This window comes from Fibrobacter sp. (genome assembly GCF_017545445.1).
Lineage (GTDB): Bacteria > Fibrobacterota > Fibrobacteria > Fibrobacterales > Fibrobacteraceae > Fibrobacter.
In genome coordinates, this window is sequence record NZ_JAFWOM010000077.1 from 1 (window position 1) to 14,966 (window position 14,966).

Annotated in this window: 12 protein-coding genes; 10 read left to right on the plus strand and 2 right to left on the minus strand. The window is 49.7% G+C overall.

Features of this window, described 5'->3' with window-relative positions:
* Nucleotides 1–352 precede the first annotated feature (352 nt).
* On the plus strand, nucleotides 353–1,390 hold the full coding sequence (gene ruvB / locus IKG78_RS08895) for a Holliday junction branch migration DNA helicase RuvB (RefSeq protein WP_290942478.1): 1,038 nt from the start codon (nucleotides 353–355) through the stop codon (nucleotides 1,388–1,390).
* Between the two features lie 258 nt (nucleotides 1,391–1,648).
* Here the strand turns inward: ruvB and IKG78_RS08900 are convergent, their stop codons facing one another.
* On the minus strand, nucleotides 1,649–3,094 hold the full coding sequence (locus IKG78_RS08900; RefSeq protein WP_290942480.1) for a BamA/TamA family outer membrane protein: 1,446 nt from the start codon (nucleotides 3,092–3,094) through the stop codon (nucleotides 1,649–1,651).
* Between the two features lie 28 nt (nucleotides 3,095–3,122).
* Between IKG78_RS08900 and IKG78_RS08905 the strand changes: the two genes are divergently transcribed.
* From IKG78_RS08905 to IKG78_RS08925, 5 genes are all read left to right on the plus strand, one after another.
* Nucleotides 3,123–5,540: an MMPL family transporter gene (locus tag IKG78_RS08905; RefSeq protein WP_290942482.1), complete on the plus strand. Its 2,418-nt coding sequence runs from the start codon at nucleotides 3,123–3,125 to the stop codon at nucleotides 5,538–5,540.
* A complete protein-coding gene (locus IKG78_RS08910; protein ID WP_290942485.1) occupies nucleotides 5,540–6,730 on the plus strand; it encodes a pyridoxal phosphate-dependent aminotransferase in 1,191 nt (396 codons plus the stop codon). Before IKG78_RS08905 ends, IKG78_RS08910 begins: the two co-directional genes overlap by 1 nt.
* A gap of 12 nt (nucleotides 6,731–6,742) precedes the next feature.
* Nucleotides 6,743–8,872, plus strand: a complete 2,130-nt coding sequence (locus IKG78_RS08915; RefSeq protein ID WP_290942487.1) for an ATP-binding cassette domain-containing protein — start codon at nucleotides 6,743–6,745, stop codon at nucleotides 8,870–8,872.
* Entirely contained in the window at nucleotides 8,869–10,374 is a 1,506-nt protein-coding gene (locus tag IKG78_RS08920) for a serine/threonine-protein kinase (protein WP_290942489.1), read from the plus strand. The genes IKG78_RS08915 and IKG78_RS08920 overlap by 4 nt, the downstream gene beginning before the upstream one ends.
* Nucleotides 10,375–10,658: 284 nt before the next feature.
* Complete coding sequence (locus tag IKG78_RS08925) at nucleotides 10,659–11,066, plus strand: YraN family protein (RefSeq protein WP_290942492.1); 408 nt, start codon at nucleotides 10,659–10,661, stop codon at nucleotides 11,064–11,066.
* Here IKG78_RS08925 and IKG78_RS08930 read toward each other — a convergent pair.
* On the minus strand, nucleotides 11,050–11,277 hold the full coding sequence (locus tag IKG78_RS08930) for a hypothetical protein (RefSeq protein WP_290942502.1): 228 nt from the start codon (nucleotides 11,275–11,277) through the stop codon (nucleotides 11,050–11,052). The two genes, IKG78_RS08925 and IKG78_RS08930, sit on opposite strands and share 17 nt — an antisense overlap.
* On the opposite strand from IKG78_RS08930, the gene IKG78_RS08935 reads away from it, so the two are divergent.
* The 4 genes from IKG78_RS08935 to IKG78_RS08950 form a co-directional block, all read left to right on the plus strand.
* Nucleotides 11,204–12,631, plus strand: a complete 1,428-nt coding sequence (locus IKG78_RS08935; RefSeq protein ID WP_290942494.1) for an ATP-binding protein — start codon at nucleotides 11,204–11,206, stop codon at nucleotides 12,629–12,631. The two genes, IKG78_RS08930 and IKG78_RS08935, sit on opposite strands and share 74 nt — an antisense overlap.
* Before the next feature lie 64 nt (nucleotides 12,632–12,695).
* Complete coding sequence (locus IKG78_RS08940) at nucleotides 12,696–13,514, plus strand: ADP-ribosylglycohydrolase family protein (RefSeq protein WP_290942496.1); 819 nt, start codon at nucleotides 12,696–12,698, stop codon at nucleotides 13,512–13,514.
* A gap of 235 nt (nucleotides 13,515–13,749) precedes the next feature.
* Nucleotides 13,750–14,286: a DUF5662 family protein gene (locus IKG78_RS08945; protein ID WP_290942498.1), complete on the plus strand. Its 537-nt coding sequence runs from the start codon at nucleotides 13,750–13,752 to the stop codon at nucleotides 14,284–14,286.
* 72 nt (nucleotides 14,287–14,358) lie between these two features.
* The coding region (locus IKG78_RS08950) for a S1-like domain-containing RNA-binding protein (RefSeq protein ID WP_290942500.1) at nucleotides 14,359–14,966 on the plus strand (608 nt) is incomplete at its 3' end.

The following is a 14,966-nucleotide window of genomic DNA, read 5'->3' on the forward strand; positions in this document are numbered from 1 at the left end:
TCGCCCTCCACACGCTCGGCGTGAAAGACCCTGCGGCAGAAAAAGCAGTCGTCAAGGCAGTCGAAGTTCTCGGCGACAGTGCCGATGCAGCCGCACTTATCCCGGAAGCACTCAAGTATTTGTAAATTAGACGAAAGATAGGTATTAGGTAACAGGTGACAGGTATTAGGAGAGAAAAATCGCGGCTGAGCCGCCTTATAATGGATGCGTGAAACGCATGATAATTGTCCTAACTCTTAAAACCTATAACCTAACCACGAACCACTGCCTACTAACCACCAACCACTGTTTACTAACCACTGTTTACCAACCACTGTTTACCAACCACTGTTTACCAACCACTGACAACCCCATGGACGATCAACGCATTATTTCTCCGCAGAAAAGTTCCTTTGACGAAAGCGATTCCGACCGCAATTTGCGACCGCCTAGCTTAAGCGAATTTACGGGACAAGACGACATCAAGGAAAGCCTTTCTATCGCCATCGAAGCGGCAAAGCACCGTGGCGACGCGCTCGACCATTGCCTTTTTGCGGGCCCTCCGGGCCTTGGAAAGACAACGCTTTCGAGCATTATCGCCAAAGAAATGGGCGTGAACATCCACATCACGAGCGGCCCTGTGCTCGAAAAGGCAAGCGACCTTGCGGGCCTCCTCACGAGCTTGCAAGAAAACGACATTCTATTCATCGACGAGATACACCGCCTGAACCGCGTTGTTGAAGAATACCTCTACCCCGCCATGGAAGATTTCAGGCTCGACATCATGCTCGATTCCGGCCCTGCGGCAAGGAGCGTGAACCTCCCGCTCAAGCATTTCACGCTCGTAGGCGCCACCACCCGCAGCGGGCTCTTGACAGGGCCTCTCCGCGACCGCTTCGGCTTGCAGTACCGCTTGGAACTGTACAACGCAAAAGATATCGTCAAAATTCTCATGCGTAGCGCCCGCATTCTGGGCGTTGAGCTCACCGAAGAGGCGGCCAACATTCTCGGTGGCCGCTGCCGCGGAACGCCCCGTATCGCAAACCGCGTTTTAAGGCGTTGCAGAGACGTTGCACAAGTGCGGGGAACAGGTGTTATCGACGAACGAAGCGCCCTCAAGACGCTCGACATGCTCGGCATCGACAGCGAAGGGCTGGACCCGACGGACCGCAAGATTCTCGCGATGATGATCGACAAGTTCGGCGGCGGTCCCGTGGGTCTTGGAACCATCAGTGCGGCCATGGGCGAAGAACCCGACACGCTCGAAGAAGTCTATGAACCCTACCTCATCCAAAAAGGCTTGATTTCGCGAACGCCGCGTGGCCGAGTCGCTACCGTGAACGCCTACAAGATGCTGCACAAAGCCATTCCCAAGAACATGTTCAGCGAGCAGATAGAATTGGAACTGTGAGTTTAGTTATTGGTCATTAGTTATTAGTCATTAGAGATTTCACTGGATCCTTCGACTACGTGCTACGCACTTCGCTCAGGATGATGGCTTCTGCATGGATTCTATCGGCACTCCGTGCCTCCAGAATGACGAAGAAAAACCGATCCCGGCACCCCGGAACTTGTCCGGGGCAGGCTCTGGCCGGGATGACACGCGCTTCCCTGACCACAGACCACTGTCTACTGTTTACTAACCACTAATCACTGATCACAGGCTCCTCTACCTGAATTCCGGAGCGATTGTCAAAATCATGCTTATGCCGTGCCACCCGTGGAACGCAAACTGCATGCGGAACAGGTACATATCCGGCTTGCGAACGCGAACACCGAACCCCCACGAGTTGTACAAGTTCTTTTTCGACCAGTGATTAATCTTGTCGCTAATCATTGCGTATTCGTCAAAAACGACACCATCGACAAGCCTATCAATCGGCCAACGGTATTCCGCCGAAAATCCCATGATAAAAGGACTTGCCCAAGAGCCCGAATAACCGCGCAACGGGTATCTAGCATTCAAACCTGGATAAGCCGTGTAAGGAGCACCACCTTTTTCCATTTCCCACATTCCCAAGAAACGGTATTGGAACGCGAGTACGCGACGTTCAAATAGCGTTTCCACCAGATTTTCCGGACGCCACACACGAAGAGCCTCGTTCAACGAAAAGTCCGTATAGAACTTTCTCGTCTTGCGAGCCTCTTTTGCCGAAAGTACATATTTTTCAGCTTTGCCGATAAAGAAATACGTCTGGTAGAACAGTTCGGCCCTCACGTAGTCGTGATTTTTTCCGCCATCGACCAACTGAGCATGAGCAAGCCCCGCCTTTGAAAAATCATCAGCGTCTATACCGGCATATTTCCCCACGAACACGTACGACCCCTTGATGCTCAAGCGATGACCTCTCGAAGGCGCATACGGAAAATCCAAATTATCAAAAACCAAATTCACATAGACTGGAATTTCGAAATGGTTCTGGTAAAGCCCTCGATCCACAATCGGGAACTTGGGGTCGTCTAACACCGTATCTTTTGTATCCGTGAAATCAACGATATGAAAATCTATTTCGGCACCCAAGCTGAAGTTGAGATTTCGCGATTCGGTAAGCGGAAATCCGAGCATCGTTTCAACAAATACCGTCGTATCAGCCTGAGCGAACGACTCCCTCGTCCCTGGGATGACAAAAGAATTATCCCTATCCAGATAGGCGGCGGCAATCACTGCACCATACAGGCTTTTACCGAAAAGAGACTGCTTGGAATAACGCAATTTCAAATCAATATCGCTGTTCGCATAAAAGTGGCCTTCGGCAACAGCGTAATCCCCTTGCAAAAAGAGATTCCTATGGCGATAGCACCCACCAAGCATCGTGGTGGATCCCGGCTTCAAGTTGAAAGACGGATAAATAAGGATGTTGCGTTTTTCGCCAAACGTAATCAAATCCACAGCCTTCTCTGCAACACCGTTATCGATAGCGTAATGCAGCGGAGCCGAAACCGGATAGACCAACATTCCAAAGAACGGCTGGATGATATGGATAAACGGCCACGATAGGACTTCGGTGAACGACATGCCGGACGAAGAGTCCTGAACCGCCTCAGGAGCATCCTTGGCGTACGTAGGCAATGACAGCACACTTACAAGCAACAGTATCGTCAAAAAACGAATCATTCCACTGCAAATTATAATTATATTGAGTATGATGTTTGTACTTTTTTCAAAAATTATCAAAAAATTAGCAACCTATCCCAAAATAATCCTTTTGGTTTTCTTGGCGGTAGGCCTTTTGAGCATCCACCCCATCATGAACCTGCGATGGGATTTGCAGTTACAAGACACAATTACCAGTGCTCGCGAACCTAGCAACGTCCAAAAGATTGAAGATGAATTCGGCGGGCTAGGAAGCCTCATCGTGATTTTGGAATCGGGCGACTCCAGCGCAAACTACCGCATCGCGCGGAACCTCGCCCAAAAGATGCAGAGGAACCCTGCGGTCCATTTCGCCGATTTCGAAACGGACATCGACTTTTACAAAAAGAACAAGTTCCTTTACGCAAGCGAAAATGATATCGATATCATGGTGCAACGCATCAAGGAACTCAAACGCGACTACATCTTGAAAAACAACCCACTGTTCATCGACTTGAAGAGCGCGATAGATTCCATCACCAGATCGACAGCAGAAGAACGCGAACAGCTTTTGAGCGATCTCGAACAAAAATATTTCGACAAACTCGCCGTGAGCCATTCCAACAAGGCAGGAACCATCCGCATTGTGGAAATTTATCCGATGCATTCAATTTCGGACTTGAAAGCAAACAGGCGGCTTCTGGGCAACGTAAAAGATGTCCTTGAAACAGAAGCAAAACCAAGCGGCATGCATATCCATTTTGCCGGTAAAGTTTATGAATCCATCCAGACGGGCAAGCGACTGCTGCCCGAAGCGAAGATGGTCGGCATCGTAACGGCCTCCCTGATTTTGTTGCTTCTCATTCTCCACTTTTTCAGACAACCTCAGCTTATCTTTATTTCGGCGCTCCCCATTGCCACTCCTATCGTGACGACGATGGCTTGTTCGTACTTGTTCTATGGCCGCATAAACCTCTTTACATTGCTGCTTGCCATCGTGCTTCCTGGGCAGGCTCTGCAAATTATCAACCACGTATTGAACCGCTATTTCCTTGAACGCGAACAAAACTTGAGCCCGCAGCTCTGCATCGAAAGCGCTCTCCTCGGCATCGGCCCTTCGACCGCCGTTTCAAGTTTCACCTTTGCGACGCTTTTTGCATGCCTCATTCTGATTCCGCTTCCCGGACTTCAAGAGTTGGGAGTTCTCGGTTCCACAGGATGTATTTTGAACTGGGCCATCACGCTCCTTTTCTCAGCAGCGCTTTTGCAGGTCACGCAACGTAAAAAGCCTTTCACGGTCACGCATGCGCAAATCCATTCCGACTACAAGATGTCCATGCTCTCGAACCGCGTGAACTGGGTCATCTTCTCCATCATCATCGCAGCAAGCCTTGTGGGACTTTACATTGGCGGTACGCGTGTTCACATCAAAAACGATTTTTCAGCGACGGAAATCAACTACAAGGATTCGCATATTGATTCGGTCATTGCAGAAACTGGATTTTTGAACAAGACTCCAGTCATCGTCATGCTCCCCGATCGTAACGAAAGCGAAAAGTTGCTGGAACAGTTCAACAAGCTCAAGGACGAAGGCAAAATTTCGTCCGTCAATTCCATTTTCACGCTGGCTCAGTTCTCTCCGAATCTACAGCAGAAAAAAATGGACAAGCTACGCGAACTGCATAACTTGGTGTCCAAGGAATTCCGCGAAGCACTCTCGAAAAGCGAACGCGAAAATCTCGAAAAAGTGGAACAGGCATTAATGTTCGACGAAAGCGACGAGTTTGAACCGCCGGAATACATCGCCAAGAAATTCCGCGACAAGCAGGGCGATCAAGGGCGTTTCGCGTTCATTTTCACGGACATTCAAGAAAATCTCGGAAACGAATGCAGCAAGCTGAACAAGGAACTCCATCAAATCGAAGGGATCAAGAACGGCTCGTATCTAATCGCAGGCACACCTATCACGCGGGCGATATTCCTAGACCGCATTACAAACAATATAAGCAGGCCATTGCAATTTGGTGGATTTTTGGCATTTCTATTCGTGTTAGTTTACTACAACCGATTCAGCCGAGCTGTTTTCACCGCATTGCCTTCTGTATTTGCGGCAAGCTGGTTCCTCGCCTCGCTCAACGCGTTTGACGTACAAATTTCTGCATACAGTGCCCTCACCTTCCCCCTCCTCATCGGGGCTAGCATTGACGGTTCGTTGCAGTTTTTTACGGCGTATTACGAGAAACAAGTCGGTACGGCACTCACAATTTTAAAAAGCAAATTCTTTACCATTTTCCTTTCGCAGATGGCAGCCCTCATCGGCACTTTCGGCATGCTGATTTCATCGCATCCGGGGCTTCGCAGCATGGGGCATGTCACGCTGATGGGAATGATTTGCATCTTCATCGCACAATTCACCATTTTCCCCCTCATTGCAGGGTCGCTCGACCAATACCGTCTGAAACAGCAAAAGAAAAAGGAAGCTAAATAATGAAGCCGCTTTCCGACAGAACGCAAAATATTGCAGCATCGCTCACCGTCGCCATCGACACGATGGCAAAACAAATGATTGCAGAAGGAAAGGACGTTGTAAGCCTCGGCGCAGGCGAACCCGATTTCGGAACGCCCACGCCAATACAAGACGCAGCCATCGCAGCTATCCGCGAAGGGAAAACGCGTTACACAGCCCCCGTCGGGATTCTGGATGTCCGCAAAGCAGTCGCCAAAAAATTGGAAGAAGAAAACGGACTCCACTACGATCCTTCACAAATTATCTTGACAAGCGGTGCAAAGCACGCCGTGTTCAACGCCTTGGCCGCCCTCATCAATCCGGGCGACGAAGTGGTTATCCCTGCTCCGTACTGGGTCACTTATCCGGAACTTGTCAAATGGCTTGGCGGCACGCCCGTGTTTGTCGAAGCAGGAATTGAAAAAGATTTCAAGATTGACGCCGAGGATTTGCGTAAGGCATGCACGCCTCGCACCAAAGCGATTCTTTTGAACAACCCGTGCAACCCGACCGGAGCCGTCTATAGCAAGAGCGAACTCGAAGCTCTCGCCAAAGAAATCGTCCAACAGGACATCTACTGCATTTCGGACGAAGTTTATGAATACTTTGTTTATGGTACAAAATTTACGAGTGCAGCGGTATTCCCCGGAATGGCGGAACGCACCATCGTCATCAACGGTTTTTCGAAATCGCATTGCATGACCGGCTGGAGAATCGGCTACGATGCAGCCCCTGCACCGATTGCAAAAATCATCGGCAAGATTCAAGGGCAAGCTACGCACCACCCGAGCAACGTGGCACAATACGCCGCCCTCGGCGCACTCAACATGGACAAGAGCAATGTACACGCGATGCAGGCGGCTTTCCGCAAACGCAGAGACTACATGCTAAAGCGCACTTCGTTCCTCGCGACAAAGCCCCGTGCCCCCGAAGGTGCATTTTACCTGTTCGCCCCCGTGAACGATTACTACGGCAAAAAGACTCCCGACGGTCGCGTGATTACGGGCTCTATCGACTTTTGCAGCGCACTTTTAGAATCCAAAGGGCTTGCGATTGTGCCGGGTGCCGCATTCGGCGACGACACCTGCGTGCGATTTTCGTATGCCGCAAGCGACGAAAATCTCGCCAAGGCCTGCGACCGCTTCGAAGCGTTCGTCAAAGAACTTTCGTAACGGGAAATCGCGATGTTTCCATTCCGTCTCGTCAATCCAGATCCGTCAAAGCCGTTTACGATTGGACGCAAATCGGATAACGTTCTGCAATTCGACAACCTGATGGTTTCGAGGTATCATGCGGTTTTGAATTTTGCAGACGGCAAATGGATTTTGCAGAGTTTGACCCAGAACAGCATCACCATGCTGAACGGGAAAGACGTAAAGACGGCTGCGATAAACGACGGCGACGTGATTCTCATCGGGCCAAGGCAGCTGAGAGCAACACTTCGCGGCACGGACCTCACGCTCCTCGTGATGGAACGCGAGACTTCAAGCGACATGCAGACGGTTTCGCTTACCGCGGAATGGAGGGATGTTGCAATTCCCGGAATTTCTGTCGGGGCAAGAGCAAGACTTTGTACAGAACGAAGTAAAAGTGCGAATGAAAACCGTCACGAAAATGTTAATGTAAACAGCCGCGAAGACCGGGCTGTGACTGCCGAAATTAGATTTGCAAAAGCAATCGTTGACGAGAGCGGCAAACGCACACGCTCCATCACGCTAAAGAACGGGAGCGTGAACCGCTTTGAATCCGCAATCGTAGGCTTACGTAACAACGACATGCTCATAGAATCGTCATCGACCGGCTTTGACGTTTTCGCGCAAAACGTGAACGTTTTCGCAGGCAAAAAACAGTTATTGAAAGGGGTCGATTTTGAACTCCCCGCCGGAGAAATCCTCGCCATCATCGGACGTTCTGGACAAGGGAAATCAACGCTATTGAAGCTACTCCAAGGCATCAACAGTTGCGACAAGCAAAGCGTTGTCCGCATCGGCGGGGTCGATTACCGCAAAAGCGAAATCCGCAGACGCATTGCAATTTTGCCGCAAGACCCGCCGCTCCGCCCAGAGCTCACCGTCGAAGAAACAATCCTTGACGGAGCACGTTCTTCGATGGACATCAAGGTGCACAAGGCAGACGCTCGCACGCGACTCGAAAAGTTCTGCGAACTTTTCGGGCTGAGCGCCCGCAAGCAGAACCTAGTGAAAACGCTCAGCGGCGGCGAAATGCGCCGCGTCGCCCTCGCCCGCGAACTCATGGGCAACCCCGGCCTCGTGATTCTCGACGAACCGCTTTCGGGGCTGGACCCGTACAATTCGCGCATTCTCTGCACGCACCTCAAGCAGCTTGCGTTCCTCGGCCACACCATCATTCTCACGACCCACAGCTACGAAGCGTTGCAAATTGCAAATAAAGTTCTCGTACTGCACCAAGGCGAAGAAGCGTTCTTCGGCACGGTCCAAGCGGCGTACGCCCATTTCAACACCAACGACCCGCAAACGCTCCTCACAAGCATCAGCCAAAGCAAGGCTGCCGCATGGCGAGAAACGTACAAGCACGAACAAAAGATTCGCGAAAGCAAGTACTATTTCGAACGCACAAGGCTCCCCCACAATTTTGCATACACCGTCGGCATCACCGCAAAACAGTGGTTCCGCGACAAAGGCCGCATCGCAGCACTCTTTTTGCAACCCGCGATTATCGGTTTTTTGCTTTCGCAGATATTCTCCGAAAAATCTTCTTCTTGGACAGTCGCATTCGCCATTATACTTTGTGCAAACTGGTTTGCGTTGTCGCTTTCCATCCGTGAAATCGTGCAAGAAAAAGAAATCCTCCGCGACAAGTTCCGCCGAGGCGTATCGGCCCTTTCGACGCTCACCGCAAAATTCACGCTCCCGGTCCTGTTTACGTTATTACAAACAGCGATTGTCTATGCGTTCATCAACATGCGGCTCACCGTAAGTCCGAATTTCGCTCTCATCGCAGCTTCGTTTGCATGCATCGCCATCCCCGCAACCGCCGTAGGTCTTTTCGCAAGCACGCTCGCCAAGAACACAAGCCAGGCAAACGCCTTCTTGCCGCTCCTCATCATTCCGCAAGTCGCCCTCGCCGGAGCACTAGTTCCGCTTGACCAAATGCAGCCCATCGGACGCGCTCTTTCGACCGTTGTCTGGTCGCGTTACAACCAAGCATCGCTTTTGAACATCTTGCTAGAACGAAAAGACGATATTTTAAACACGGTTCTAACCCTCGCCATCGCTTTAGCTTTCTATATTGTATCTGCAATATTACTAAACAAATTAAAGAAACCAAGATGATCCATCCCGAACAACCGCAAACCTTTCCGCGTCCATTTAACGAAAACTATGAACTCTTGGGAACACTCGGCAAAGGCGGAATGGGCTACGTTTATAAGGCCCTTGACAAAAAACTGAAACGCGAAGTGGCATTCAAGATTCTCGACTCGACATCCGATGTCGAAGCCATCAAGCGTTTTTACCTCGAAGCACAGGCGATGAAAGAACTGGACCACCAGAACATCGTCCACGTGTTCGACTTTGGCCAGCAAGGCAACCAGCTCTTTATCGCGATGACTTATGTGCAAGGGATTTCGCTTGCCGAAGTTTTGCAGAACAAGAGCAAACTCTCGTTCGAGGCCATCGAGGTCATCATCAAACAAATTGCACGCGGCCTCCTCTACGCGCACAGCAAAGGCATTGTCCACCGCGACGTGAAGCCCTCGAACATCATGCTCACCCGCGACAACCGCGTCTATATCATGGACTTCGGCATTTCGTACATACAAGAGATGGAAAAGGAACGCCTCACACGCACCGGCATGACCATGGGCACGCCCGAATACATGTCCCCGGAACAATGCCACGGCGACGAAGTGACGCTCCAGTCCGACATCTACAGCATGGGCGTCATCTTGTTCGAAATGACATGCGGCCGTCTCCCGTTCGAAGGCAACCGCCCTGTAGAAATCGCACTCAAACATGTGCAGGAACCGCCTCCGTCGCCGGAACTTTTCCGCGAAGACATTCCCATAGGCCTTTCCGAGCTCATCCTCAAGTGCCTCAAGAAAAAACTGAACGAACGTTTCCACGACATGCAGGAGTTCTTGGACGAATGCGACCAAGTGTTCCCGCAGCACGACACCCCGCACCAGACGCCTTCCCTCGCCCGCAAAACCGGCAGCAGCCGTCGCCTTTCGCCTTCGATAACCGATGATGCCAAGGGCAGATTCCGTCTTTCTCCGCACAAACTCATCATCGTCGCGTTCTCGGTGCTGTTCCCGCTCATCGTCGTATTGCTGATGCTGCTCATGTTCACGCACAAGCCGATGAATACGTTGCACGAACTGGAATGGAATGAAATTTTGGGCAACCACGAGACGCAAGCCATCGAACCCGAAATCACAGGCGGCTACCCGCTCAAGAACTTGAACGACGGCGATTTGACGACCGCATGGCTCAGCAGCATGCCGCTAAAGCCGCTGAATCCGGTGCTCGCAATGTACTTCGACAAAAAAACACTAGTCATGAACATCGGCATCGCAATAGGTTATCAGAAATCTGTCGATGACGCGTTCGGCGACCGCTTCCGCATTTTCAAGAAGCCCCGCACGCTTACCGTCGAGACAAAGGACGGTTTCAAACAACGTCTCCGCCTCGAGAACATCAAGGGGATGCAGTACCCGAACATCCAAGCCGTAGAAACCACCGAACTGCGTTTCTACCTCGACGACGTGTATGAAGCGGACAACAACGACTATGCCATCTCGGAAATTCGACTGCTCGGCATGGAAGTGAAGTAGCGGAAGTAGGCGGTTGGAAGTAGACAGTAGATAGTGGTTAGTGGTTAGGGGAACTCGTGTCATCCAGAACCACTCTTTTTCGTCATCCTGACCCTGTAAGGGGAAGGATCCAGTTAAGTTTAGAGGTTGAAGCCAAGGAATAGAGATTTGAGGTTCACGGTCTGCGGTCTGGGTACACGTGTCATCCTGGAGGGAGGGCAACGACCGATAGGATCCAGTGAAGTTAAGAGGTATGAGGAAAAACTAGAGATCAGAGGAATCTAAAAAAATAAAAGGGGGAGCAAATGTTTTCGAAGAAATCACAAAATAAGCCTAAGGGGAACTTCATCGAGACGCAGGCCGTTGCGTACTTATTGCGTGAAGGCTATCAAGTCTTAGCCCGCAACTACGCATACCGCGGCGGAGAACTCGACATCGTTGCCCGCGATGGGGACAAGCTCGTCTTTGTCGAAGTCAAATCCGTGTGGAACAACCAGCAAGGAAATCCTGCGGCCCGCGTAAACGCACTCAAGCAAAAGAAAATTTGGCAAACAGCATGCCATTTTTTGGCAACACAGAAAGAATTCGCCCCCAAAGGATTTGAAGAACCCTGCCGCTTTGACGTCCTGAGTGCCCGCGTCTATCAAACCCCGCTCCAGTTTACGCACATCAAGAACGCCTTCGAAGGCACGCAAGTCATCCCCCACATTTAATACGGCTATATTTTTCGTCCTTCAATACTTTCGCCAAAACTCCACTTTTTAACGACTTTTGGCGAAAATCATGCACGTTTTTCGCCAAAACTATACTTTTTATTGACTTTTGGCGAAAATTATTATAAATTAAAGGCATGGCATTCATCGGTAGAAATTCAGAAATTTCCTTATTGGAACAATATACAGCATCAAGCAATGCTGAATTCATAGCCCTTTACGGCAGACGCCGTGTAGGAAAAACCTATCTAATCAATCAAACATTCAAAGATAGATTAGCCTTCTCAATGACAGGAGTCCTCGAAGGCAACAAAAACGAACAAATAGACGCCTTCATGGACGCCATGGACATTTTCGGATATTCTTGCCCAGAACGCCCCAAAAATTGGATGGCAGCATTCACCCAGCTTCGTAAAGCTTTATCGACGAAAGTCAAAGAAAAAGTTCCTTGCATTGTCTTTATTGACGAAATTCCAAGCCTAGACACACAAACTTCGGGATTTACCAAGGCTCTCGGCCATTTTTGGAACAGCTGGGCATCGAACCAAGACAATTTCAAACTCATTGTTTGCGGATCAGCAACCTCCTGGATGATAAAGAATCTGATTGACAGCAAAGGTGGTCTCCATAACAGAATCACGCACGAAATTAAGCTAGAACCATTCCCCCTAAAAGAAACCGAAGAATACCTAGAATCAAAGGGTTTTACATGGTCACGCCAGCTAATTCTGCAAGCATACATGTTTACAGGCGGAGTCGCCTACTATCTAAGCCTTTTCAACACAAACGAAAGTTTTGCACAAAATATCGACAGGCTATACTTTTCAGAAAACGGAGAAATGCGCCGTGAATACAGGAGGCTTTTCAAGACGTTATTCAATGCAGCAGAGCCCTACATGCGACTTGTCGAAATTCTAGCCCAGAAAAAGCAAGGCTTGACACGCAAAGAAATTATCAAGGCCATGAAAGCTGAAAAAGGCGGCACGCTTTCGGAACAGTTGCAGAATCTCAAAGAATGCGGTTTCATTCGAAAATACATGGTTCGCGAAAAAAAAGTCATTAAAGAAAACGGCAGCATCTATCAACTTGTAGATCCATTTACGTTGTTCCACTTATACTTCGAAAGTAAGGCAAAACGAGATTCCCGTTTTTGGGAAAATCATCTGAACACGTCCGTAATAAACACATGGCTAGGCTTATCATTCGAAAAAGTATGCTTGCTCCATACAAAACAAATTAAGGAAGCACTCAAGATCGATGGAATTTCTACACAGCAATATTCTTGGCGTAGCAAAAATTCAGATCCGGCAGTTCAAATAGATATGATTATTGACCGTGCTGATGGAATGATAAACTTGTGCGAAATAAAATATTCAGAAGCGGATTACACCTTAACCGAATCAGAATACAAAAAAATCGAAAATAGAGCAACAGCATTCGCAAGCGAAACAGGGACTCGCAAGGGAATTTTCAAGACCCTTATTACAGCAAGTCCCATCAAGAAAAACCAATACTCCGAATCCATCCCTGTAAAACTCACGGCAGATTGTTTATTCAAAGATTAATTTTTTTATCATTTTACATTTCGCACGCCTCAAACGATACTATTATTAGCATATGGAGTTTATTATGATCGGAGCAATTATCGGCGATACAGTCGGTTCTATTTACGAATTCGACAACTACAAAGCTAAGGATTTCGAGCTGTTCCCTGACGGGGTCTCGCCCACGGACGATAGCATTCTCTCGTTTGCCACGGCGGACTGGATTATGCGCGGGGGCGAAGCGTGGAAGTATTATGTCGATTACGCGAGCAAGTACGAAAGCCCTGTGGGCGGCTACGGTGGCGGATTTATCAATTATGTCGCCAAGGCTCGTCGCAACGGATTTGGCACGCCATACAACAGTTGCGGTAACGGTTCTGCCATGCGCGTTTCGCCGGTGGGTTGGGCGTTCAACACCAAGGAAGAGGTGCTCGCCAAGGCTAAGGAATCTGCCGAAAGCACGCATAACCACCCCGAAGGGATTAAGGGGGCGCAGGCGACAGCACTTGCGATTTTCATGGCTCGCATGGGGGCTAGCAAGGATGAAATCAAGACGACCATCGAAAGCGAGTTCGGCTATAATCTGAATTTCACGATTGACGAACTGCGTCCGGCCTACAGCTGGTCTTATCCGGGAGCAGCACTTTGCCAAGGGACTGTTCCGCAAGCCATCCGCTGCGTCTTGGAAGCGACGGACTACGAAGACGCTATCAGAAACGCAGTGTCCCTCGGCGGGGATAGCGATACGCTCGCCTGCATTACAGGGGGCATCGCCGAAGCGGTTTTCGGCATTCCGAAAAAGATCTATACGGTCGGCATGAACATTCTCAAATACTACTTTCCGGAACCGCACAAGCTCGTGACGGAATTCGAGAACAAGTACGGGAATCGGATTTTGCAATAAACATTGCCGGGATTCCTCCCAAATGGTCAATTTTTCAGCGATTAGCCTCAAAAACACACTATTTCGTTCGGAAAAATGTATATTCTATACACAAAACCGAACGAAACGATGTAATTCATAAAAAAAAGCAAATTCCTTGCAGTCTATAAAAAGTCGTATTCATTCAAGACTTTCGCCAAAGCTCCACTTTTTATCAACTTTTGGCGAAAACTTTAATTTTTTCTAATTTTCAAGCATGTTCCATCCGATTCGTCATTTCATTACGATTACCAAGCACAGGAACGAAGTGATTCGGCTTTGCATCAAGGCCGGTATCGGGTTGCAGGGGCTGTTCCACGATTTGTCGAAGTACAGCCCGACCGAATTTATTCCGGGTGCAAAGTATTACACGGGCAAGGAATCGCCGAACAACGGCGAGCGTCGCGACACGGGCTACAGCCTCGCATGGATGCACCACAAAGGCCGTAACAAGCACCACTTTGAATTCTGGTACGATTACGATATGAAGACAAAGAAAATCGTACCGATGGACATGCCGGACCGCTACATCAAGGAAATGTTCTGCGACCGCGTGGCCGCCTCCAAGACGTACAACAGAGAGACCTACACGCAAGAATCGCCGCTCCTTTATTTGACGAAAAGCGCGGCCCACGAGAAGATGACGGAGACTACCTATAAAAAATTACTGTTCCTGTTGCAAAAGCTGGCCAAGGACGGCGAAAAAGAAACGCTTCGGTTCATGCGGCATTGCAAGGAACTGCCGACGGAATAACTATATTTAATCGTACCGCGAATGTTCGCGGCATCCCCACTTTGCGAGATCACTTGAACGGAAAGGCAAATTATGGAACTTGGAAGAATCAACCGCGCACGCGTCGAATCCATCACGCCGCAAGGCTACTACTTGGAACTTGAAACCGGCGGAAGCGTGCTCCTCCCCGGCAACCGCAACAAATTCACGCTCGTCGAAGGCGAAATCATCGACGTGTTCATTTATACGGACTCCGAAGACCGCCCGATAGCAACGCTTGACAAGCCGCTCGCGCAAGTGGGCGAATTCGCAGTGCTCACAGTCAAGGAAGTGAACCGCGTCGGAGCATTCTTGGACTGGGGCCTGAACAAAGACTTGTTCCTCCCCTTCAAGCAGCAACTCGGCGAATTGCAGAAAGGCGACCGCTGCGTTGTCTTTGTTCTCGAAGATGAAAAGAGCGGACGCATCATCGCCACAGAAAAGATCAAGAGCTTTATCGATCCAGATACAAACGACTTGCACATCGGCCAGCGCGTAGAACTCGCCGCTTACGAAGTCACGCCCGACTACGTCGATTGCCTCGTGGATTACCGCTACACGGGCCGCCTCATGATGACGCCCGGCATGGAACGCATCTACATTGGCGATACGATGCCCGGATTCATCCAGCGTTTCACGAGCGACGGCAAAATCACGCTCAA

Excerpts from the sequence above, each read along its gene's own strand:
- IKG78_RS08905 (WP_290942482.1), top strand. The coding sequence starts at position 3,123 with ATGATGTTTGTACTTTTTTCAAAAATTATCAAAAAATTAGCAACCTAT.
- IKG78_RS08920 (WP_290942489.1), top strand. The coding sequence starts at position 8,869 with ATGATCCATCCCGAACAACCGCAAACCTTTCCGCGTCCATTTAACGAA.
- IKG78_RS08910 (WP_290942485.1), top strand. The coding sequence starts at position 5,540 with ATGAAGCCGCTTTCCGACAGAACGCAAAATATTGCAGCATCGCTCACC.
- IKG78_RS08930 (WP_290942502.1), bottom strand. The coding sequence starts at position 11,277 with ATGAATTCAGCATTGCTTGATGCTGTATATTGTTCCAATAAGGAAATT.
- IKG78_RS08940 (WP_290942496.1), top strand. The coding sequence starts at position 12,696 with ATGATCGGAGCAATTATCGGCGATACAGTCGGTTCTATTTACGAATTC.
- IKG78_RS08935 (WP_290942494.1), top strand. The coding sequence starts at position 11,204 with ATGGCATTCATCGGTAGAAATTCAGAAATTTCCTTATTGGAACAATAT.
- ruvB (WP_290942478.1), top strand. The coding sequence starts at position 353 with ATGGACGATCAACGCATTATTTCTCCGCAGAAAAGTTCCTTTGACGAA.
- IKG78_RS08900 (WP_290942480.1), bottom strand. The coding sequence starts at position 3,094 with ATGATTCGTTTTTTGACGATACTGTTGCTTGTAAGTGTGCTGTCATTG.
- IKG78_RS08945 (WP_290942498.1), top strand. The coding sequence starts at position 13,750 with ATGTTCCATCCGATTCGTCATTTCATTACGATTACCAAGCACAGGAAC.
- IKG78_RS08915 (WP_290942487.1), top strand. The coding sequence starts at position 6,743 with ATGTTTCCATTCCGTCTCGTCAATCCAGATCCGTCAAAGCCGTTTACG.
- IKG78_RS08925 (WP_290942492.1), top strand. The coding sequence starts at position 10,659 with ATGTTTTCGAAGAAATCACAAAATAAGCCTAAGGGGAACTTCATCGAG.